Annotated in this window: 17 protein-coding genes; 8 read left to right on the top strand and 9 right to left on the bottom strand. The window is 53.7% G+C overall.

The window, feature by feature from the left end:
- Positions 1-71 precede the first annotated feature (71 nt).
- Positions 72-1,040, top strand: coding sequence for an NAD(P)H-quinone oxidoreductase (locus Q4501_RS01825; protein WP_303593657.1), 969 nt, complete (start codon positions 72-74; stop codon positions 1,038-1,040).
- Positions 1,041-1,068: 28 nt separating this feature from the next.
- Here the strand turns inward: Q4501_RS01825 and Q4501_RS01820 are convergent, their stop codons facing one another.
- On the bottom strand, positions 1,069-2,094 hold the full coding sequence (locus tag Q4501_RS01820) for an NADP-dependent oxidoreductase (protein ID WP_303593656.1): 1,026 nt from the start codon (positions 2,092-2,094) through the stop codon (positions 1,069-1,071).
- Positions 2,095-2,314: 220 nt separating this feature from the next.
- On the opposite strand from Q4501_RS01820, the gene Q4501_RS01815 reads away from it, so the two are divergent.
- From Q4501_RS01815 to Q4501_RS01805, 3 genes are read left to right on the top strand one after another with little or no spacing between them, the layout of a single operon-like run.
- A complete protein-coding gene (locus Q4501_RS01815; RefSeq protein ID WP_303593654.1) occupies positions 2,315-4,432 on the top strand; it encodes a type VI secretion system Vgr family protein in 2,118 nt (705 codons plus the stop codon).
- Positions 4,429-7,788, top strand: coding sequence for a toxin VasX (locus Q4501_RS01810; RefSeq protein ID WP_303593653.1), 3,360 nt, complete (start codon positions 4,429-4,431; stop codon positions 7,786-7,788). Before Q4501_RS01815 ends, Q4501_RS01810 begins: the two co-directional genes overlap by 4 nt.
- Complete coding sequence (locus Q4501_RS01805) at positions 7,785-8,852, top strand: hypothetical protein (protein ID WP_303593652.1); 1,068 nt, start codon at positions 7,785-7,787, stop codon at positions 8,850-8,852. The genes Q4501_RS01810 and Q4501_RS01805 overlap by 4 nt, the downstream gene beginning before the upstream one ends.
- A 36-nt stretch (positions 8,853-8,888) precedes the next feature.
- Here the strand turns inward: Q4501_RS01805 and Q4501_RS01800 are convergent, their stop codons facing one another.
- Positions 8,889-9,785 (bottom strand): DUF1853 family protein, encoded by an 897-nt coding sequence (locus Q4501_RS01800; RefSeq protein ID WP_303593651.1) that lies wholly within the window; start codon positions 9,783-9,785, stop codon positions 8,889-8,891.
- Between the two features lie 55 nt (positions 9,786-9,840).
- Here Q4501_RS01800 and Q4501_RS01795 point away from each other — a divergent pair, with 55 nt between their 5' ends.
- From Q4501_RS01795 to Q4501_RS01785, 3 genes are all read left to right on the top strand, one after another.
- The gene (locus tag Q4501_RS01795) at positions 9,841-10,281 is read left to right on the top strand and encodes a VOC family protein (RefSeq protein WP_303593649.1); all 441 of its coding nucleotides are present in this window, start codon (positions 9,841-9,843) and stop codon (positions 10,279-10,281) included.
- A 130-nt stretch (positions 10,282-10,411) separates the two neighbouring features.
- Entirely contained in the window at positions 10,412-11,830 is a 1,419-nt protein-coding gene (locus Q4501_RS01790) for a hypothetical protein (RefSeq protein ID WP_303593647.1), read from the top strand.
- Positions 11,802-12,176: a hypothetical protein gene (locus Q4501_RS01785; RefSeq protein WP_303593645.1), complete on the top strand. Its 375-nt coding sequence runs from the start codon at positions 11,802-11,804 to the stop codon at positions 12,174-12,176. The genes Q4501_RS01790 and Q4501_RS01785 overlap by 29 nt, the downstream gene beginning before the upstream one ends.
- Positions 12,177-12,261: 85 nt before the next feature.
- Here the strand turns inward: Q4501_RS01785 and Q4501_RS01780 are convergent, their stop codons facing one another.
- The gene (locus Q4501_RS01780; protein WP_303593642.1) at positions 12,262-12,816 is read right to left on the bottom strand and encodes a cold-shock protein; all 555 of its coding nucleotides are present in this window, start codon (positions 12,814-12,816) and stop codon (positions 12,262-12,264) included.
- A gap of 255 nt (positions 12,817-13,071) precedes the next feature.
- Here Q4501_RS01780 and Q4501_RS01775 point away from each other — a divergent pair, with 255 nt between their 5' ends.
- A complete protein-coding gene (locus Q4501_RS01775; RefSeq protein WP_303593640.1) occupies positions 13,072-13,290 on the top strand; it encodes a SlyX family protein in 219 nt (72 codons plus the stop codon).
- A 72-nt stretch (positions 13,291-13,362) separates the two neighbouring features.
- Here Q4501_RS01775 and dapE read toward each other — a convergent pair whose 3' ends face one another.
- From dapE to map, 6 genes are read right to left on the bottom strand one after another with little or no spacing between them, the layout of a single operon-like run.
- Complete coding sequence (gene dapE / locus Q4501_RS01770) at positions 13,363-14,499, bottom strand: succinyl-diaminopimelate desuccinylase (RefSeq protein ID WP_303593638.1); 1,137 nt, start codon at positions 14,497-14,499, stop codon at positions 13,363-13,365.
- Positions 14,486-15,514 (bottom strand): 2,3,4,5-tetrahydropyridine-2,6-dicarboxylate N-succinyltransferase, encoded by a 1,029-nt coding sequence (dapD, locus tag Q4501_RS01765; RefSeq protein WP_303593636.1) that lies wholly within the window; start codon positions 15,512-15,514, stop codon positions 14,486-14,488. The genes dapE and dapD overlap by 14 nt, the downstream gene beginning before the upstream one ends.
- Before the next feature lie 18 nt (positions 15,515-15,532).
- Positions 15,533-15,874 (bottom strand): ArsC family reductase, encoded by a 342-nt coding sequence (locus Q4501_RS01760; protein WP_303593635.1) that lies wholly within the window; start codon positions 15,872-15,874, stop codon positions 15,533-15,535.
- A gap of 3 nt (positions 15,875-15,877) precedes the next feature.
- A complete protein-coding gene (gene dapC / locus Q4501_RS01755; RefSeq protein WP_303593633.1) occupies positions 15,878-17,074 on the bottom strand; it encodes a succinyldiaminopimelate transaminase in 1,197 nt (398 codons plus the stop codon).
- Positions 17,071-19,716 carry a [protein-PII] uridylyltransferase gene (locus tag Q4501_RS01750; RefSeq protein WP_303593631.1) on the bottom strand — a complete coding sequence of 882 codons (2,646 nt, stop codon included), beginning with the start codon at positions 19,714-19,716 and terminating at the stop codon, positions 17,071-17,073. The genes dapC and Q4501_RS01750 overlap by 4 nt, the downstream gene beginning before the upstream one ends.
- On the bottom strand, positions 19,717-20,487 hold the full coding sequence (map, locus tag Q4501_RS01745; RefSeq protein ID WP_303593630.1) for a type I methionyl aminopeptidase: 771 nt from the start codon (positions 20,485-20,487) through the stop codon (positions 19,717-19,719). It lies immediately after the preceding gene.
- Positions 20,488-20,564 lie beyond the last annotated feature (77 nt).

Raw genomic sequence — 20,564 nt, 5'->3', positions numbered from 1 at the left:
ATCCTGACGGGATATTCCTGACCGGTCACTCGCTTCATGACTGGATACTCGAAAGCGCCGAGATTTGATACATGATGAAAGCAATCAAGATAGACGGTGACGCCCTGGTATGGGAAACCTGCGCGGGCTTTGAGGAATTGCCGGCAGATTCCGTAGAGATTGATGTTGTCTGGACTGCGGTTAATCGTGCAGATCTTTCGCAACGGGCTGGTGTATATCCCCCACCTCCAGGTGCGTCGAATATTCTTGGGCTGGAAGTGAGCGGCCGTATTGCCAGGGTTGGCGAAGCCGTGACAGCTTTCAAGCCCGGCGATGACGTGTGTGCATTGCTCACGGGGGGCGGTTACGCGACCAGGGTTGTTGTTCCTGCCGTTCAGGTACTTCCGGTTCCGAAGGGGTTCTCGTTGGAAAAAGCAGCGGCTCTTCCTGAGGTTTTTGCGACGGCCTGGCTGAACCTATACCAGGAAGCGGATCTTAAGCCCGGTGAGAGAGTGCTTTTGCATGCAGCGGCCAGTGGTTTGGGCACCACTGTCATCCAGATTGCCACAGCGTTTGGTAACCCGGTATTTGCGACAGCTGGAGATGAGGAAAAGCTTGATGTGTGCCGAAAGCTGGGTGCAACGGGGACCTGGAATCGTAAACACGGTTCTTTTGTAGACGCGGTTAAAAAGTGGGGCGGCGTCGATATGGTGCTCGACCCGGTTGGCGGAAGTTACATCAAAGAGAACCAGAAAGTTCTGAGTGCCGATGGAAGAATCAATCTGATCGGCCTAATGGGAGGTCGCTTTGCGGAAGTTGATCTGGGGCTCATGTTGATGAAGCGCCATCGTTTGATTGGCTCTACACTGAGATCCCGCTCAGTAGAGGATAAAGGGCGTGTTATGCAGGCGCTGTATCGCAATGTATGGCCTTTGCTGGTGGCAGGGCAGATAGAGCCTCTGATTGACAGCATCTGGCCCATCGAGCGAGTTGAAGACGCTATGGCGCATGTGGCGGCCAATAGAAACACCGGGAAGGTGCTCCTGAATATAGGAGAATAACCTTCCCGGCATTAAGCGTTAATTTGTCTTAGTCGGCGATATGTACCAGTTGCTTACCGAAGTTCTTCCCCTTCAGCATGCCCTTGAAGGCCTCAACTGCGTTTTCGAGGCCTTCAGCAACCGTTTCCCGGTATTTGATCTGACCTGAAGCAATGCGGCTTGTAAGGATGTCGGTAATCTCCTGGTGCTTATCCTGCCACTCGGTTACCAGGAAAAAACGATGCTCTGGAACCGGGTCGAGGCGCTTGAGAATATCGAACGGAGTCTCCACTTTTTCTGTGCTCTTTGCATTGTAAGCCGAGACATAACCGCAAATGGGTACCCGTGCGCCTGCGTTCAGTAACGGAGCAACGGCCCTGGTAACGTCGCCACCCACGTTTTCATAGTAGATGTCGATCCCGTCGGGGCAGGCTGCTTTCAGGTCGGCTTCCAGATTCCCTGCCTTGTAATCCACGCAGGCATCAAATCCGAGCTCATCTACCACATAACTGCATTTTTCCGGGCCGCCGGCAACACCGACCACGCGGCAGCCGTTCGTTTTGGCGGTTTGGCCAACAACGGTACCCACTGGGCCGGACGCCGCGGAGACCACAACGGTTTCGCCCGCTTTGGGCTTGCCCACGTAGGTAAGGCCACAGTATCCAGTGCGGCCTGGCATGCCGGCAACGCCAAGATATGTCTGAAGGGGAACGCCTTCTTTTTGGTGGATTTTATAAACCATCGGCGCATCTGCGGGGAAGGTTACGTATTCCTGCCATCCGGAATAGCACGTTACCAGATCGCCGACTTTCAGCTTGTCTGAGCGGGACTCTACTACTCGCGCGACACTTTCGCCGGTGATGGGGTCACCAATGGCGATAGGGTCCATATACCCTTTGGCATCATTCATGCGCGGGCGCATATACGGATCCAGCGACAGCCATAAAATCTGTGCAACGACTTCGCCCTCTTCCGGCTCCCGTACAGGGCGTTCTTCCATAACCAGATCGCCTTCCTGGATTTCGCCGTTGGGGCGTTTCTTCAGAACAATGGCGCGGTTTTGATAGTTGCTCATGGTGTTCCTCCCTATCTGTAGTGAGGTCGTTAGGAGCCATTCTGCTCCTTGGGTTGCATAACGAAACCAGATTAGCGTGAAGCAGATTGGTCTTGTGGTCAACCTCTCATGTTAGCTGTGCGTCTTTACAGCGGGGTTCCATTACGGAATCTGAGGGTTATAATTGAACGCTGGCTCAGGAAGAGCATGATTAATACTCCAATCTTCAGGGAACGAAGATATGCCCCAGGCAAGCGGACTGCAGTTTACCGCCCGTGTTGGCGAACTCCCCTCTGATTTATTTTCCGTTGTAGGCTTTACGCTGACTGAGCGGCTATCCGAGCTTTTTTATGGCCGCCTTGAGCTGACCAGTACTGATCCTGCTATTGATGCGTCCGAGGTTCTGGAGCAGCCAGTGGACCTGTTGGTCTGGCAGGATGGCGTGCCCCTTCGCCGTTTCACAGGCGTGGTGAACGAGTTTGCCCTGGGTGATTCCGGCTATCGTCGCACCCGTTATGAAGTGATTATCCAGCCGCCGATGTGGCGTTCAGGGTTAATGCACAACAGTCGCATCTTCCAGACCCAAACTACGGAGACCATCTTGAGCACCCTCCTGGCAGAGCGGGGCATCCCGGATTCGGTGTTTGACCTCAAGCGCGCACCACGGGAACGGGAATACTGCGTTCAGCATCGGGAAAGCGATCTGGCGTTCCTTGCGCGGATGGCTGCAGAAGAGGGCTGGCATTACCGCTACCAACACAGCAGCGTCGACGGAAACGAGCAGCCGGGCCTGATCTTTGCTGACCACCATGGTGATGCACCTCGCCTTAGGGTCGCCGAATACAACGGCAAAGCTGGTGGGAGCACCCACCAACCTGTGGTATTCCGTTTCCGCTATGAAGAGCGAGTTCGGGCTGGCTCCGTCGCCCTGAAAGATTACACCTTCAAAAACCCCGCGTACGACTTGCTGCACGAACAGGGCGTGAGTGCGAACCAACGCCATGACTATCAGCACTTCGATTACCCGGGCCGGTTCAAAGCGGACGCCACCGGCCAGCCGTATACCGAATCCCGCCTCGACGCTCTCAGGAACGATGCCAGCACGGCCTTCGGAGAAAGCAATCGTGCAGATTTCACCTGCGGCGCCAAAGTCGCCCTGACCGAGCACGACAGCCCCAGCCTGAACCTGGACTGGCTGCTCACGGCCGTTACTCACACGGGCAAACAGCCACAGGCCATGGAAGAAGAGGGTGGTTGTGAACCGACCACCTATCACAACACCTTCAGTGCCGTGCCCGCCGACAAAACATGGCGGCCCAAGCCCACCCATCGCCCACTGATGGACGGCCCGCAAATTGCCATCGTGACCGGCCCAGCAGGAGAAGAAATTCACTGCGATGAATATGGCCGGGTAAAGGTAAGGTTTCCCTGGGACAGATACAGTCAATATGCTGAGCACAGCAGTGCCTGGCTGCGAGTCAGTCAGGGATGGGCCGGCGGGCGATATGGCTTTATGGCGTTACCCAGGATCGGCAACGAGGTCATCGTTTCCTTTCTCGACGGCGACCCGGACCAGCCCATCATCACCGGGCGAACCTACCACGCTGCCAACATGCCGCCCTACGCGCTGCCAGAACACAAAACCCGCACTACCCTGAAAACCCAGACTCACAAGGGTGAGGGCAGCAACGAATTGCGGTTTGAAGACGAAGCCGATAAGGAACAGATTTACATCCACGCTCAGAAAGACCTGGACCTGCTTACCGAAAACAATCGCACGGAAGTCATCAACAATGATAGTCATCTGACGGTTGGCACTGGCCGCTTCACCCACGTAAAGCGCAACGATCACATCACCATAGATGGCGAAAAACGCCAGTCCATCGGAGCCGATTGCAGCCAGACCATTGGTGGCACGTTCCATCAAAAGTCCGGCCGCGCCACCTTGTGCGAGGCGGGCGATGAGATTCACCACAAGGCCGGAGCCAAAGTAGTGCTGGATGCCGGCGTCGAACTCACCATTGCAGGTGGCGGCAGCTTTATCAAACTGGACCCCAGTGGGGTAACCCTGAGTGGGCCGGGGATCAAGATTAATTCGGGCGGGAGCGCCGGTAGTGGAAGTGGCGCGAGCCCTGAACTCGCAGATTTGCCAAACCGGTTAGATGGCGCCCCGTCCGTTTCTTCGTCGGCAGCCACTCATGGGAATGTCAATGCTCGCACAAGTGCTCTTGCAGATGCGCTTCTTATGGAGGAGCTGCCAATTACTGACCGAAAGCTGATTGTTGATGTGATTGGGGGGAATGCTAGCAGGGGTTCCGTTGATGTCATCAAAGAGTCTTCGGACGGAGATGGGCTATGACGGATTCCGTAACTTTTGCAGACGAGCCCAAAGATCGCTCAATTCGGCGCAAAGCAGAATACGATGACAGCAATCCTCACGATCTGGTTCTCACGGTAAACAAGCGTGAGGGTGGGCAGATCACTATCCCTCTCCTGAAAAGTGCCCGATCAAATATTGAACAGGATGAGCACCAGGAGAATACTCTGATAAGAATTAAACCTTTGGCGGAAACTGAAAGCGCATTGCCCGTCTCCACCGGTGGTGCCCCGGTTTTTCAGGGCAAGGGCGTAGCAATGCTTCGGCCGGGTTATTTGTATATCTATCGCCGGAACAGGCTTTGGCGTGAACTGGAGATCGGGGCTGATTCGAAGGTGAGTGATGTGGATCTGGCTACCGTTCGGAAAGCTGTAGATACCCCGGAAAGCCAGTTGCGGATAGTAAGGCCAGCGGAAGGTGAATGGCTTGATGATGTGCTTGTTCCGGTTTTTCTACAGGGGCAAGCGGTAATGCATGATATCCGCATGGCTTACAGCGAAGTGCAGTGGGATTGGGGATATATTCAGAAGCTGGAAGCAGACGAAAAGGCCAGAAATACCCGCACGACAGGCATAGGGCACGCCTGGGCCGTGACTACCGTGGAAGGCCTTAGATTCCAGACCGGATTTCCGGCATCCAGGGTGGAAGATGTACCAGAACTCCGCACACGGGATCTGGGTGTTGAGCTGATGCTGGAGAACCCCAGGGATTTCATCCCTACTTTCGAAAAGCCATCTGACGCAGAGCTCTGCGCAAAGCTAACAGCCCGGCTACGGGAGGTGCAAGAAGCGGATGAAGAACCTGTTGAGCTCGACATCCGTTGTGATCCCGAAGAAGACCGATTGGCTGGACTGAGAGGACAACGAGGGCTGGCCTGTGTTGCTTTGCCGGATCCGCTGTTCAAACTGCGACATTCTTTAGCTCAGTTACAGTTGGCTTTGCATTATCTTGATGCCATTGATGTATCGATAAAAGACAAGCCTTTGATTCATTCGGCCATGTTGATACGTCAGGCTTTGTTTGACCCAAAAAAAACGACAGCCAGTTACGACATTAGAGCGCTGCGAGCGGCCGTGGATCAGGAGAAACTCCACAAAATTCTGGAGCACTCCGAGCGCCGGGCGGTGCTTGAAAAAATGACGGTCCACATGCAAGCGCTGGAAACATTGCTCGATAGCAGCGAGCTTGATGTGACCTGGGGAGATTACCTCCATCAGAAGGGCCTTGGGCCTTGTGAAGCTTTTTCTCTTCATTCGACGCTGCTCGACCTGGCTCAGCAAATACCCGGGGTGCTCGTTGCCAATGGTCTGGAATCGCCAACCATCGTGCCACGATTGCTAAAGCTGGGTTTGGACAAGAGTCTTCTTATAGAGGCTTTGGCAGGAGGCGCAAGCGTAAACAATGAACTCTCCTCCATGCTGACTCAATTAAAGGAATTGGCCCGGACGCAAGATACCCTCACGGAAGAACACCTGAATGAAGTAGGCCTTTCTTCCATCGGTGCTTTGGCACAGCAACTGCAACAGGACGACAGCGATTCCATCGCCAATGGCAATAACGGGTCACCAGTCCCCAGCAGTGCAGCGGGAACCGTTGGAGGAATGATTCAAACTGCGCTGGGAGGGTGGAGTGGCGCTGTTCTGAAAGCTGCCGAGCAGTTGCGTGAAAGTGGTGACCTGACAGCTATAAAGCTGGATCGAGTTTTTACGTCTGTAGCAGAAGTGGCCGATATAGCAGACCCCAACCTGGGTGGCGAATTGCGAGTAATGCGCCGAGGGTCCGTAGATCTCAACCGATACAGTATCGTGGGTCTGCATGGGAAAGGGCTCTCTTTTGGCTTGACCGATGCAGACCTCCAAAGCGAAGCGCTAACAAGGCGCAATGACTATTTGTTCGCGGATAGGGCAAACGCGGCAGGCCAAACGGTGGCGTCTACCAGTCCGGCGCGACTGGTTGATGAGATCGGCGAAGCCGCTGTGAAGGCTGCAGCTCATACTTGGGTATTTGTGTTGCCCGTCGATCACCCTGAGGCGCTTAAATTCAGTGCATTCAAATTTGATTGGGCGAATAAGGCGAAGGCCATTGCTGATGGGCCGGGATTGTCTCGGGTTTTGGTGGGGTTGGCGGCTTATAATCTATTGTCAGAGCTTTGGGTTTTGGGAGGTAAAAGAGCTGGAAACAAAGGTCTCTCATTTACGAAGTCTATAGGAGCATTTCTCGATATATCGGCAGCGCTGATGAAACTACATGTTGTTAGCTCCCCAGCCGATAACAAGCTGGTTTCAAAGGTGATACTCAGGCCACTCTTCGAGATGAAATCCCTGCCAATAGTCGGGCAGTTTATCCACAAACGACTTACGCATATTGGTGCGAGTACCATTGTACGTTCTATGGCGCTGGTCAATTTCTTTGCGGGTGGCGTGATGGTCGGCGTTAGTGCCTGGGATTACCGTAATAGCATTAGCCGTGGAGATTTGGATGCTGCCTTTGGGCATGGCTTGGCAGTGGCCGGGGGCAGCATTTTTGTGGTTTCGAAGTTGATGAGCGGGCTGCTGGCGCTACCCGGCTGGGGTTGGGCTTTGTTGGGACTCGGGCTCGTGGTTGGAGGCAGTGTGTTCGCAGCCATTGCCACCGACAGTGAAATGGAAAGGGTGCTGAAACAAGGGCCCTTGGGTCGTGGTCCAAGCCACGATGGGCTGCCAAACGACGATGCGGTTTACTATCCGCAGTTGCTTAGCCTGTTTTCACCGATATCTGTATCCGCTAAGCGTTACGGTGACTTGAGTGATGCTGAAAGGGCAATGTTTTCCGATCACGACCCATCCGCAAACGACTACCGAGTGACGGTGACTTCCCCTCTGATCAGTCGTTTTAAACTTGGTCAGAAGAGCCAGAAAGAAAGCAGCGCCAAAGGTGACAAATCAGGCTTGAGATTGGGAGTTCAAGAGCTTGAGTACACTTATAGTACGATTGAAACGTCTGTTGGCAGAGTCGATGAGGTTAATATAACCCGCAAAGCGGCGTTGAAAAAGATAACAACGTGGGTTGCCCTGCCGGAAGATCATGCAGTGCATTTTCTGATAGAACGGGATCTTGTTGGTGGTGAAACCCAGGCATTTGGTCGTCGGGAACAACGCTCCATTAGTTTGAGGGTTGTCTTGCAGGCACGTATCCAGAGTGAGATCGGAGACTTCAGGTTTCCCATGCCGGTACTTGATGATTACGAGCCGTTTGATGCAACACGTCATGAGGAATTGCCAGATAAGATGTTTCAGCAATTCAATCCATTCAAAAATGTTTCCGTTCCTTATTGGCTCGTGAAAGAGGTCACTTTGTGAGCGAAAATGATAAGAATATCAATCACGGAAAGGGTGGGTTTCACGGGAGACAGATATCGAACCTTCCGGAGCCGGTAAAAAGCAGAACAAAGCTGGGGCAGGATCTTCAACCCGTTGGTGACTACGTAGGTATCGCCCCCTATTACCGAGTGTGCGAGGATGTAGATGACGTCCAACGTCAGGAACAGAGCGAACCAGAAGCCTTTAGCTCCGGTGATTGGTGGTGGGATCAACGCAAGATTCGCTTCCTTAATGGAAAGGCATTCATAGGACTATCAGCTTTACTATTGTTAATTCCCTACACCTGGGGCGGATTGGTTTTGGTCGGGGGAGGAGTTTCAACATTGTATTTGGCTGATCTTGTTGAAATGCCTCGCCTCCTTAAAGTTCTTTGGTTTCTTCTTGTGGGTTTTGGCTGGATAGCCGCGTCTTTTTATATTCTCATAAAAACCATGCCCTGGATCATGGGCGCCTTTGCTCTACTACTCAGGCCTTTCGACAAATTCCTTGCCAAGCTTCTGGATCGAGGTCTGGATGCAGGCGAAAGCTTTTTCAGTCGCGAGACCGGCGAAGTGAGTTTCGCTGTATCGGGGGGCAAGAAACTGACGGCCCCCTTTGAAGAGTTCGATGCCTATGTGGAACGCGTGATCGAAGCGGGTGGTATCTTTTATCGCCTGATGTTCGTGCATCGCTACACCGGTAAGCAATTCAGTCAAACGTCCTTGAGCCGTGTAGAGCCGTCGAAAGAAGAAGTGATGGCGCTTTGGGACATGCTCCAACGCTACATGGATGTGTCCCAGCCTTTGCCTGATGTGCCAAGGCTAGAACCCTTCCGTCACCTTGATCCGGTAACCGTGGAGCATGATCAGCGCACGGGACGAAATCCCCGGTTTTGGCGCGACCTGAATCTGGAAGCCTGGATGCAAGGCGATGGGGCTGAATGGCTGAAGCGGCAAACGGAGTACCCCTGGGGGAAACGTAGCTGCAGGCTGACACCGCAGCTTGGCAAAATTTCCATGGAGGAATATCGAAAACAGCGTCCGGCGGAAGCCTGGCCTATTTGAATATACCTGCTGGCTTTAAGTCCCAAATGAGAGAACTCACGGCCAGGTTCCCGGCACCACGAACACCCGGTCTGTCTCAAGCCAGTGCTCCGTTTGTTGGTCTTGCCGCATCACAGCAAACAGTTGCGGGACAGATTTATTCTCGACACGCTCCAGGGCTTCCTGAGTGTGTTCAGTATCCGGTGGCTCTGTCTGGAACCAGTTGCCAATCCAGTGCGGTTTGTTGAGTACAACCCATTGTGAGGTGTCTTTCGCCCTCGCGTCATGGGCATACATCCAGCGCCCACGCAGGTGATCCGCCGGAACATACTCAGGCGTTATCGCGGGTTGGTCGTCGGGATAGAACAGATACCCGGGCATGAAAATTCGCGCTGTTAACGGGCCGGTTATATGGGATTCCGAAAGCAGTGCGATTGTTTCGGGTAGTTCCGTTCGGCGGCTCTGCTTTTCGAGCAGGTTGGTTGTTTTCAAATCCAGCCGGTCTTGGGCATTTGGGCCGTACCAGAGCGTGGAGCCGTCGAGCTCTGAAACACCGAGATAGAATTTGATTGCGATTTCGTGGTGCTCGACGCGATTGTCTTTCACGTTGTGCACCACAAAATCCAGTTCGCCGATGGTGCGCCCGCTTGACTGAATCTGCTGGTTTTTCAGCAGAATGGGCCAGCCAATCAGGTCTTCCAGTAAAACCTGATAGAGTCGCTCGAAGTAGAAGCCCAGGCGGCGTTGTGGTGGTTCACTGAGCAACGCCGGAGCAGGCTCGATGTTCCGGTCCCAGGCTTTTAGGATGGCGGCGTAGTCTGCTGGCAGATACCGGGCAGGCACAAAGGTGATTGGGGAGTGCATCAACTGCGGCGCCTGGCACAACCACGCAAGGTGTCGTATCGCTGGTGTGTGGTAAGAATTAATCAGCTCAGAGGCAAGGTTTGCATTCATTCCCCCAGAGTACCGTAAACTGTTACTTAATAAAGTCGAGCTGACAGGAGAAAATATGCAATACCTACATACAATGATCCGTGTAAGTAATCTTGATCAAACCTTGCATTTTTTCTGCGATCTACTCGGTATGGTTGAGATCGACCGAAAAAGCAGTGAGAAGGGCCGCTTCACGCTGGTGTTTCTAGCGGCGCCGGAAGATGAATCCTGTGCTCGTGAAAACAAGGCACCAATGCTTGAGTTAACCTATAACTGGGACCCGGAAGAATACTCCGAAGGTCGTAACTTTGGTCATCTGGCTTACCGCGTGGATGACATCTATGCTTTGTGCGAGACTCTGCAGGCAAATGGCGTAACCATTAACAGGCCGCCTCGGGATGGTCACATGGCGTTCGTTCGCAGTCCCGATAATGTATCGATTGAATTGTTGCAGAAAGGCGAAGCGCTGGCCTCCAGAGAACCTTGGGCCAGTATGGAAAATACGGGAAGCTGGTAAAAGCGGCTATTCAGTTTGAACGCGCTGAAGAATTCGGGAATCATTCAGAAATCACCAAGTCTTTAAAGCAAACTTCATCAGAATAAATCTTATAGCATCAGGATGATGCGATTAAACAGGGAAACGTTTTATGGAAGATTGGCAAGGATGCCTCACACCTCAATGCCAGGCTGCGTTACTGAGCGCCCGTGATGATGTTGATCGCCGCGGTGGAGCAGTGATCACGGTTGAAGATTTCCTGCTAGCACTACTGGAGTGCAGCCCCTGCATAACTGGCTTTCTGCGAGGCTCCGGCGTGGATATGGATGAGCTGATCCGGACGATCCAGTGCGAGCAACCCATTGTGACTGAGGTGGGCGGTGAAGATCTGCTTTCCTCCCAGTTGATCTACTGGCTGGCGACGGCGCGCGAAGCTTTTGGCACGCCTGCCTGGTTGGACTGGCCGCAACTTCTGGAAGTGCTTGCGCGAAATGCGGAGCGTTTGCAGGGAAAAGCTTATGTTGCGGTGCTTGAACTGGTTTCACGCTGGCCTGACCCGGGTGCTGCCCACATCGACGCAAATACCGAGCAATCTGGTATTGAAGAGCATGACGACGCGCCAGTTGTGATTACCGATCCGGAGTGGATTGAACTGGCGGAAGACGTGGCTGTAACACTTGCCGCAACGCCACACGCGCTGGTGTGGGTCAGAGGGGGGCGGGGCGCCGGCAAGTCCTCATGGCTGAGCTCGCTGCTGTCGTCACTGGCGCAACCTTATATCGAAATAGATTTACGCCGTGAAGCTGAGCTGATGGACAGTGATCTCGCAGTGATTCCAAGGGCTGCCGGGAGCTCCTGGCCTGCTCTTGTCCTTGATAACGTGACACCTGCGGACTTGTTGTCCCTGATGAGCCTCCCTTGCGGCCTTGCATCGGAACTGGTTCTACGCTGGAAGGGGCCGGTGGTGCTTCTGGGGCCTGATGCCTCAGGCAGCGATGAATGTTGCAGTTTGTTGGAGCAGCGCCTGGGCCGCACGCTGGAAACGTTCGATATGCCGCTTTCGAGTGTTGGGCAGCGTAAGGCTATTCTGGTCGCCCACCAGGCAGCTATTGAACGTCGCTGGAACATTCAGCTACCGGATCCGGTCACCCAGTTTGCATCTTCCCGGCGCAGTCGCTGCGTCAGTTCGCCGGGCGGAATGTTGCAGTGGGTCGAGCGCGCAGCGGCACGGCTCGACCTTTTTGCACGGCGCGGCTCTGCCAGTTCGGTAGCGCTTTCCGGTCAGGCGCATACTCTTCGGCGTGAAAGTCTGGTCGCCATGGCACGGCAGGAGTCTGTGAGCGAGATAGAAGCCTCACTTACAGAGGTAAGTCTGCTACATGCTGCCACTGAAGTGGCATGGCATGAACGCAAAGCTGCGGGTACGCTGCGCTGTCTTACCCTGGATGACATGCGCCAGGAACTGGAGCGTTGGGTTGCAGCGCGACGCGGGCCGGTTCACTATGTGCTGCATTGTGATCATCAGTATGGAGAATCTGCGAGTGCAGGACCTGGAAATCTACATTCGTGACCTGGAAGCGGGCATGGTGTGCCGCTGGCTGGAAAGTCACGTTGATCAGTTAGTTCTTGATGACAGCGATGTTTCATCCGTCGTCAAAGGCTCTGCTTCTTTCGACGACGCCCCCTTGAAAATAACGCTGTATCCGCAAGCATTTGGTAAGCGGTATACCTCACTGATTATTGAAGGCACACAGCTGCCCTGGAACAGTGATCTGGAGTGCGCGCGCAGTGCCTGGAGAACTCTTGATACGGAGGTGCGCTGCAGCCCCGGAGAATGGAAAGAGGGCGAGCCTGCGGAAGATGAGAAATGGTGGCGACTGGATGCTCGGGGCGAACAACTCGTAGTCTGGAATTGAATAGCTGGGAATTGACCAGCCACGAACGAAAAAAGGCAGCCCCTTGTTTAACGAGAGGGCTGCCTTTTTTACATCAATCGACGTTTTATTCGCTCAGAATAGAAACGTTATCTGCTTGCAAGCCTTTATCCGCATCAACCACACTGAAACGAACCAGTTGGCCTTGGCGTAGTACCCGACGACCACTTCCACGAATGGCGCGGAAGTGTACAAAGACTTCGTCTCCACTTTCCCGAACAATAAAGCCGAAGCCCTTTTTAACGTTGAACCACTTAACAGTGCCTTCCTCGTCGCCTTCCGGGCTGTTGTCGTCGTAGCCGTCATCTTCGTCGATGTAGTTTTGGCCGGAGCTTTGATTGGAGCTCTGGCTCCGTGACGGTGAGCTCCCGCGCTGAGATGTGCTACGGGCCGTTTGTTGCTTGGCGGAAAATGTAACGGCCAGAAAGCCTGCAATGCCGAATACGATGAAAGTGATGATGTATGCGGCTATGCCGCGAGTGCTGCCCAGGGCCTCTACAAATTCGCCCACGGCGATCAGGCGGAGTGGCTCAGGAGTAAACGAGAGCAGCAGAGCAAGTACCAACGGTGCTGGAATAGCGATCAGGAGAGCAACAAGGATCGCTTTGGCTGGATTACGCATTGATTGAGAATTCTCCGTTATTTATTAACGCTGACGATAAAAAACCGGATATCGGGTAAAATCGCACATCCGGCCAGTGAATACCGCTTGGTTTCCGGGAAAACGGAAGCGCTGGCGGTCAAAAGCGGCATGATAACAGATTATCCCGACCGCTTACCAAGCTGTCATACTACGCATTGCCTTTTATAGAGTGCTTTTGATCACATTCTTCAATCATCCATGTGGGCGATTGATGCGAGGGAGTTTCAGTACCCGATGAGCCATAACGATCTGCAAGCCAGACTGGACGAGCTAGAAACGCGGCTGGCGTTTCAGGACGACATTATTAATACCCTGAGCGAACAGGTGACTAAACAGGAAATGGATATCCGCGAACTCTGGAATGCAAAGCGGTTGTTGCATAACCAGTTGAAAGATGTGTCTCCTTCCAACTTGAAAACGGAAGAGGAAGAAACACCTCCGCCTCACTATTGATCCAGTGAACGAAAATGCCGGAGTAATTGCTCCGGCATTTCGGGTACTTCTGTCATCCTGCGAAGGACCTGTTCAGGTCAGCAGCTCTTCAAGTATGCGTTCGTAGATCTGGGACAGGGTATCCAGATCATCGGCTTTCACGCACTCATCTATCTTGTGGATAGTCGCGTTGATCGGGCCAAGTTCCACAACCTGGGCTCCCGTAGGAGCAATAAAGCGTCCGTCGGATGTGCCACCTGAGGTGGACAATTCCGTTTCACGCCCGGTTACATTTCGGATCGCGCTTTGGCAGGCTGCAACCAGTGCGCCCTTGTCCGTCAGGAAGGGGCGGCCACTGAGATGCCATTGCAGGTCGTATTTAAGGTTGTGCCTGTCAAGAACGGCTACTACCCGCTCTTCAAGGCTCTCTGCTGTATTTTCCGTACAGTACCGAAAATTGAAGTGCACAAGGCATTCACCAGGAATGATATTGCTGCCCGTGCCTGCTTCCACTTTCGTAATCTGAAAGGTCGTTGGCGGGAAATAATCGTTACCGTTGTCCCAGAACTCATTGGCCAGCGTATGCAGGGCAGGCGCAACCGCATGAACGGCGTTCTCCGCGAGGTGCGGATAGGCCACGTGGCCCTGAACCCCTTGTACCGTAAGATAGCCGTGCAGTGAGCCGCGACGGCCGTTTTTAATTACGTCGCCGACGTCTCGAGTGCTGGAGGGCTCGCCTATCAGACACCAGTCCATTTTTTCCGAGCGGGCTTCCAGAGCTTCAACCACTTTCACGGTACCGTTCTGGGCAGGGCCTTCTTCATCGCTTGTGATCAGCAAGGCAATAGAGCCGTGATGGTTTGGATGATTAGTGACAAAGCGCTCGCAGGCGGTAATGAAAGCAGCAAGGCTTCCTTTCATGTCAGCGGCGCCACGGCCATGCAAAAAACCATCTTTGATGACAGGGTCAAAGGGTGGGTTTGCCCATTTGCTTTCAGGCCCTGTGGGCACCACATCAGTGTGCCCGGCAAAAGCGAGCACTGGCCCCTCTGAACCCTTGCGGGCCCAGAGGTTGTCTGTGTCGCCAAAGCGCATGTGTTCCCCGGTAAAACCCAGAGGCGCCAGCCGGGACATCATCAGTTCCTGGCAGCCGGCGTCATCCGGTGTTACCGATGGCCGGCTGATCAGGTCGATAGCCAGTTCGAGTGTTTGAGAATCAGTTGTTTGCATGCAGCTCTTCGTTCAGCTCGATGGCGGATTTGTTAGTTTTGCATTCAACCGCGCCGGTCTGGCTATTGCGGCGGAAAAGAAGGTCGGGCTTGTTGGACAGTTCACGAGCTTTGATGACTTCCACGAGCGCATTGTTGTCATCCAACAGGGCAACCTTGGTACCCGCAGTTATGTACAGGCCAGCCTCAACTTTGCAGCGGTCGCCCAGTGGGATACCGATACCTGCATTGGCGCCAATAAGGCAGTTTTCGCCAACAGCAATCACCATATTGCCACCGCCAGACAGGGTGCCCATGGTAGAGCAACCGCCACCAAGATCGGATCCTTTGCTTACCATAACGCCTGCAGAGATACGGCCCTCAATCATGCTGGTACCTTCGGTGCCGGCATTGAAGTTGATAAAGCCTTCATGCATGACGGTTGTGCCTTCGCCTACATAGGCACCCAAACGCACGCGGGCGGTGTCTGCAATACGAACACCTTTTGGCACCACGTAGTCTGTCATTTGCGGGAATTTGTCTACGGATTTGACTTCCAGAGTGCGCCCTTCCAAACGTGCTTTCAGTTGACGCTCTGGCAGTTCGTTCAGGTCGATAGCGCCTTCATTCGTCCAGGCCAGGTTAGGCAGCAGTCCGAAGATGCCATCGAGTTTAAGACCATGAGGCTTGGCTTGGCGATGGGAAATCAGGTGCAGCTTGAGGTAGACCTCGGGTGTGCTGGATGCAGTGTCATCTGTCTCCAGAACTGTAACGACCACCGGGCGTTTGCTGCCGGATGCTTTTTCCGCTAGGGAGGCCTGATCCGTTGCGCCGGTCTGGCGCAGGGCGTTGGCAAGCTGTGTCAGCTGCTCGGTGGTTGCCTGGATAGCCTGGTTGCCACCTTTGTAGTCGAGAGTAGCTTCTACCACATCGATCAGCTCTCTTTCGGGGGTCATTGTCGGCTGCTGGTAAAAAACCTCCAGCCATTCGCCCTGATTGTTTTGGGTGCCGATACCGATACCGAATGCAAAGCTCATGTAGTGGTTGCTCCTGTTTTAGTTAATCAGTGTTGCCCAGTCGTCGGCGTTAAAGCCGACATAAACGGATCCCTCATGCTCGACCACTGGCCGTTTAATGATGGAGGTGTTTTCCAGCATGATGTCGTGGGCAGATTGGGCGCTAATGGTATCACGAACTTCTTCACTGAGTTTACGCCAGGTGGTGCCGCGGCGGTTCAGCAGAAGCTCCCAGCCAACCGCCTTTTCCCATTCGCTAAGGCGGGCCTCATCGAGCCCATCTTTTTTGAAGTCGTGAAACTCATAGCGAGCGCCCTGTTCATCAAGCCACTTGCGGGCCTTTTTGACGGTATCGCAGTTTCGGATGCCATATAACTTCATAAATCAGTTCGCCTTTACAAATTCAACAATGCGCTTTGCGGCTTCAACGCACTCCTCCAGTGGCGCAACCAATGCCATGCGCACCCTGTTTTCTCCCGGGTTGTGGCCGTTCACTGTGCGGGACAGGTAGCGGCCGGGGAGCACATGAACGTTCTGCTGGGCAGACAGCTCTTTTGCAAAGGTTTCATCATCCATTGGAGTAACCGGCCAGAGATAGAAGCCAGCGTCGGGGAAATTCACGTCCATGACTTCGCGTAATATGGGTACCACAGCCTCAAATTTAGCGCGGTAAGCCGCCCGGTTATCCCGTACATGGCTTTCATCCTGCCAGGCAGCAATACTGGCAAGTTGGTTGTGTACTGGCATGGCGCAACCATGATAGGTGCGATAGTTAAGGTAGCCTTTTAATATATTCGCATCTCCGGCGACAAAGCCCGATCTCAGGCCTGGAAGGTTACTACGCTTCGAGAGGCTGTGAAAAACAACACAGCGGGCGAAGTCATGCCGGCCAATCGCTGCACAGGTTTGCAGCAAACCTTCTGGCGGCTTGTTTTCATCCGGATACAGTTCGGAGTAGCACTCGTCTGAAGCAACAATGAAGTCATACTTGTCCGCCAGTTCGATGACCTTTTTCAGAGTTGCCCGAGGCATCACTGCGCCGCTGGGGTTACCCGGGGAACACAGGAACAGAACCTGGCATTCCCTCCATACCGTTTCTGGTACTGCGTCAAAATCCGGAATAAAACCGTTGGATCCATCGCACGGCAGGTACACGGGTGTAGCGCCGGCCAGGAATGCCGCCCCTTCATATACCTGATAGAACGGATTCGGACTTACAACCGTTGCCTGTTTGCTTGCATCGACCACGGCCTGTACCAGCGAAAATATTGCTTCCCGGGTACCGTTCACCGGCACGATGTTGTGATCCGGGCTCAGGGATCCTGGTTGCAGGTGGAATCGGCGGGTAGCCCATTCACCAATGGCCTCCCTGAGTTCATCCATGCCCTTGGTTGTAGGGTAATTTGCCAGCCGGTCGAGGTTGGCGGCAATCACTTGCTTCACGAATTCAGGAGAAGGGTGCTTGGGCTCTCCAATACCGAGGGAAATAGGTGGCAGGTTAGCCGGTACCGATATGTCAGCCTTGAGCTTTGCCAGTTTTTCAAATGGATAGGGGTGAAGCTTGTTCAGGTTCGGATTCATTGGATGTCATCCAGCGTTTTGCATAAGTCTTGTTGCAGGGCGTGGCACACGGCAGGGTCACTGATCGGTTCCCCATCTTCGTCGGTAACAAAGAACACGTCTTCCACCCGCTCACCTAGCGTTGCGATTTTAGCGTTGCTCAGGCGTATATGATGGTGCAGGAAAACTTGTCCGACCCACGCCAGAAGACCGGGGCGGTCTGGTGTAACCACTTCAATGACCGTGCGATCGTTGACAGTATCATTGGAAAACACCACTTCCGTTGGAAACGAGAAGTGCCTGAGTTGCCGTGGTGTGCGGCGGTGGATTATGTCGGGATAGTCTTCCGGGTCGTCCAACTCTTCGATCAGGCGCCTGCGCACTCGTTCTTTGCGGGCCGGATCCGTTCCCAGGGGTTGGCCTTTTTCATCCAGTACTACATAAGAGCTGATGGTGTAGGGGCCTTCGTTCGAGCTGATGCGAGCATCCACAATGTTCAGGTTGAGCTGCTCCAACACCGCGGTCGTTGCGGCAAATAGCGTTGGCCGGTCGTTCATGTAAATAATGATTTGGGAGTAGCCATCGGTAGGACCGCCGTGGGTATCCCGGATAAGCACAAGCGGTCCTGGCGTATCGCCATGGTTGATGATCGCCGCAGTTTGCCAGGCAATATCAATGGTTGAGTCCTGCAGGAAGTAGTCTTCATCGACCGTATCCCAGATGGCATCTATCTGTTCATCGGTAATGCTTTGGGCATGGAGAATTCCCCTGGCCTCGGACTGGGTGGCCTGAACCCAGGCCTGTCTGTCAACAGGGATCTCTGTGCCTCGTCTTAAGGCACGTTTGGCCTCTATATATAACTGGCGCAGAAGGGAAGCCCGCCAGGTATTCCAGAGCTTGGGGTTGGTAGCGCTGATATCGCACACAGTGAGGATATACAAGTAATCCAGGTGGGCCTGGCTGGGTATGGAACGAGCAAAGGACTGGATGATATCCGGGTCGGAAATATCCTTGCGTTGGGCCGTCATGGACATCAGCAGGTGGTTCTCCACCAACCAGGATGCCAGCTGGGTATCTCGCTCACTAAGGTGGTGGCGCTTGCAGAAGGATTCGGCATCCTCGGCGCCAAGCTCTGAATGATCTCCGCCACGGCCCTTGGCAACGTCGTGATACAAACCCGCAATATAAAGAATTTCGCGTTTTGGAAGGCCGTGAATCAGTCGCGCTGCCAGTGGGTAGTCGTCTCGGGCATCCTTGCCATTCAGCCGCACCATATTGCGCACAACCCGCATGGTGTGGGCATCAACAGTGTAAATATGAAAAAGATCGTGCTGCATCTGGCCGATAATCTGGCCGAACTCCGGCAGATAGCGGCCCAGAACATTGTATTTTTTCATGGCTGAGAGGGTTTCATCCAGCGCATGGGGCGTTCGCAGCAGTTCCATAAACAGAGAAGTCACCGCCAGGTCAGACCGGAATGCATCATCAATCAGATGCCTGTGCGCCCGCAAAGACCTTATGGTTGTAGCCCTGATACCCTTGATTTCCGGGTGTTGGGCCATCAACACAAAGATTTCCATGATTGCATAGGGGGAATAAGCAAATACCTGGTTGTTTACTGCCTCTATATAGTTGTTGCGAATCTGAAAGCGTTTATTGATTGGCTGAATATTGTCTTCAGTGCCTGAGCCGAGTATGGCTTCGTCGTAAAACTGAAGGATAACGTCGGCGAGCTCTGCCAATGCCAGTACAGTGCGATAATAGGACTGCATCATGAGCTCGACATCCAGCCTCTTGCCTTCATCTTTATAGCCCAGCATTTGCGCCAGGGCTCGTTGATGATCGAACAGCAACCGGTTCTCGTTCCGATCCGCGATCAACTGCAGTCCGTAGCGCAGTTTCCAAAGCAGGGTTTCACCCTGCACCAGAATCTGGTGTTCCTCGTCGGTGAGGATGCTGAAGCGGGTGAGGTCGGCAATGTTCTGCAGGCCGAAGTGCCGTTTGGTAATCCACCCAATGGTCTGGATGTCTCGCAGGGCACCCGGGGAGCTTTTTACATTAGGCTCCAGGTTGTACTCGGTGTCGCTGTATTTTTTGTGGCGTTGCTCTTGCTCTTTACGCTTGGCTATAAAATAGTCGCGGTCGGTAATGATGTTGTCTGAGTAGGCTTGTTCACTGAGCTCTTCGCGCAGCTCATCCGGGCCGGCAATCGTGCGGGTTTCCAGAAGGTTGGTCAGTGTCGATATATCATCTCGTGCCGCTGCTTTACTTTCTTCAATGCTGCGGACGCTGTGACCAATGTCGAGTTTCAGGTCCCACAGCAGAGTAACGAAAGCGCCAAGGTCTTCCTGCCAGCCGGGATCAATACCGTCGCGGGTCAGAATCAGCAGGTCGATGTCAGAGTGTGGGTGCAGCTCACCGCGGCCGTATCCGCCCACAGCGACCAAGGCAATATCGGGTGAGCTGGAAAAAGGGTACCGGTTCCATATCAGTCTGAGTGCTGTGTCGACAGTATCGGCTCTGGAGTGAACCAGAGCCCTCACGTCGGCGCCTTGTCGAAAGGCCTCGGCATCTGCGTCGTAGCGCTGTTTCAGCAAATCCCTGGCTGCCATGACAGGGGATGTGTCACCGCTGATCCTGGCTTCCAGTTCCTGACGGTCCACTTAGAAGGACTCCTCCGATCGCTTGGTCAGCACTTCGTAGCCATCAGCGGTAACAAGGATGGTGTGTTCCCACTGGGCTGAAAGCTTGTGATCTTTGGTGACGACGGTCCACTGATCCGGGAGCAGTTTGGTTTGGTACTTGCCCTGATTGATCATCGGCTCGATCGTAAAGGTCATGCCTTCCTGGAGCTCCATGCCGGTGCCAGGCTTGCCATAGTGCATAACCTGCGGCTCTTCATGAAACACCTTGCCGATGCCATGGCCGCAGTAATCACGAACCACGGAATACCGATGTTTTTCAGCGTGCTGCTGTATCACGTGGCCGATATCTCCCAGGCGCGTGCCGGGCTTGACCAGTTCGATGCCTTTATACAGGCATTCCTGGGTGATCTTGATCAGTCGTTCTGTTCCCGGCTTGGGCTTGCCTACAATCCACATCTTGCTGGTATCGCCGTGGTATTCATCCTTGATTACAGTGACATCTATATTGACGATGTCGCCATCTTTCAGGATCTTTTTTTCTGAAGGTATGCCGTGGCAGATAACGTGGTTAACGGATATGCAAACAGATTTGGGGAAACCTTTATAATTAAGTGGAGCCGGAATCGCTTCCCTCTCGTTAACAATATAGTTGTGGCATATCTGGTTGAGCTCTTCGGTGGAAACACCAGGCTTGACGTGTTCTCCAATCATCTCGAGAACGTCAGCTGCCAGGCGACCGGCCACGCGCATCTTTTCAATTTCTTCCGGAGTCTTGATCGATACCTGCATTGGGTTTCCTGTTGATTTGTGTCAAAGCGGTATTTTAAGGGGGCGGGGCTCAGGGTACAAGGAAGCTTGAGCGCAAA

Source organism: Marinobacter sp. 2_MG-2023, from assembly GCF_030546935.1.
Classification (GTDB): domain Bacteria; phylum Pseudomonadota; class Gammaproteobacteria; order Pseudomonadales; family Oleiphilaceae; genus Marinobacter.
This window is presented reverse-complemented; position numbering and strand designations above follow the sequence as displayed.

What these genes read in the sequence shown, in the direction of transcription:
- Q4501_RS01825 (WP_303593657.1), top strand. Translation starts at nt 72, where the DNA reads ATGATGAAAGCAATCAAGATAGACGGTGACGCCCTGGTATGGGAAACC.
- Q4501_RS01820 (WP_303593656.1), bottom strand. Translation starts at nt 2,094, where the DNA reads ATGAGCAACTATCAAAACCGCGCCATTGTTCTGAAGAAACGCCCCAAC.
- Q4501_RS01815 (WP_303593654.1), top strand. Translation starts at nt 2,315, where the DNA reads ATGCCCCAGGCAAGCGGACTGCAGTTTACCGCCCGTGTTGGCGAACTC.
- Q4501_RS01810 (WP_303593653.1), top strand. Translation starts at nt 4,429, where the DNA reads ATGACGGATTCCGTAACTTTTGCAGACGAGCCCAAAGATCGCTCAATT.
- Q4501_RS01800 (WP_303593651.1), bottom strand. Translation starts at nt 9,785, where the DNA reads ATGAATGCAAACCTTGCCTCTGAGCTGATTAATTCTTACCACACACCA.
- Q4501_RS01795 (WP_303593649.1), top strand. Translation starts at nt 9,841, where the DNA reads ATGCAATACCTACATACAATGATCCGTGTAAGTAATCTTGATCAAACC.
- Q4501_RS01790 (WP_303593647.1), top strand. Translation starts at nt 10,412, where the DNA reads ATGGAAGATTGGCAAGGATGCCTCACACCTCAATGCCAGGCTGCGTTA.
- Q4501_RS01780 (WP_303593642.1), bottom strand. Translation starts at nt 12,816, where the DNA reads ATGCGTAATCCAGCCAAAGCGATCCTTGTTGCTCTCCTGATCGCTATT.
- Q4501_RS01775 (WP_303593640.1), top strand. Translation starts at nt 13,072, where the DNA reads ATGAGCCATAACGATCTGCAAGCCAGACTGGACGAGCTAGAAACGCGG.
- dapE (WP_303593638.1), bottom strand. Translation starts at nt 14,499, where the DNA reads ATGCAAACAACTGATTCTCAAACACTCGAACTGGCTATCGACCTGATC.
- dapD (WP_303593636.1), bottom strand. Translation starts at nt 15,514, where the DNA reads ATGAGCTTTGCATTCGGTATCGGTATCGGCACCCAAAACAATCAGGGC.
- Q4501_RS01760 (WP_303593635.1), bottom strand. Translation starts at nt 15,874, where the DNA reads ATGAAGTTATATGGCATCCGAAACTGCGATACCGTCAAAAAGGCCCGC.
- dapC (WP_303593633.1), bottom strand. Translation starts at nt 17,074, where the DNA reads ATGAATCCGAACCTGAACAAGCTTCACCCCTATCCATTTGAAAAACTG.
- map (WP_303593630.1), bottom strand. Translation starts at nt 20,487, where the DNA reads ATGCAGGTATCGATCAAGACTCCGGAAGAAATTGAAAAGATGCGCGTG.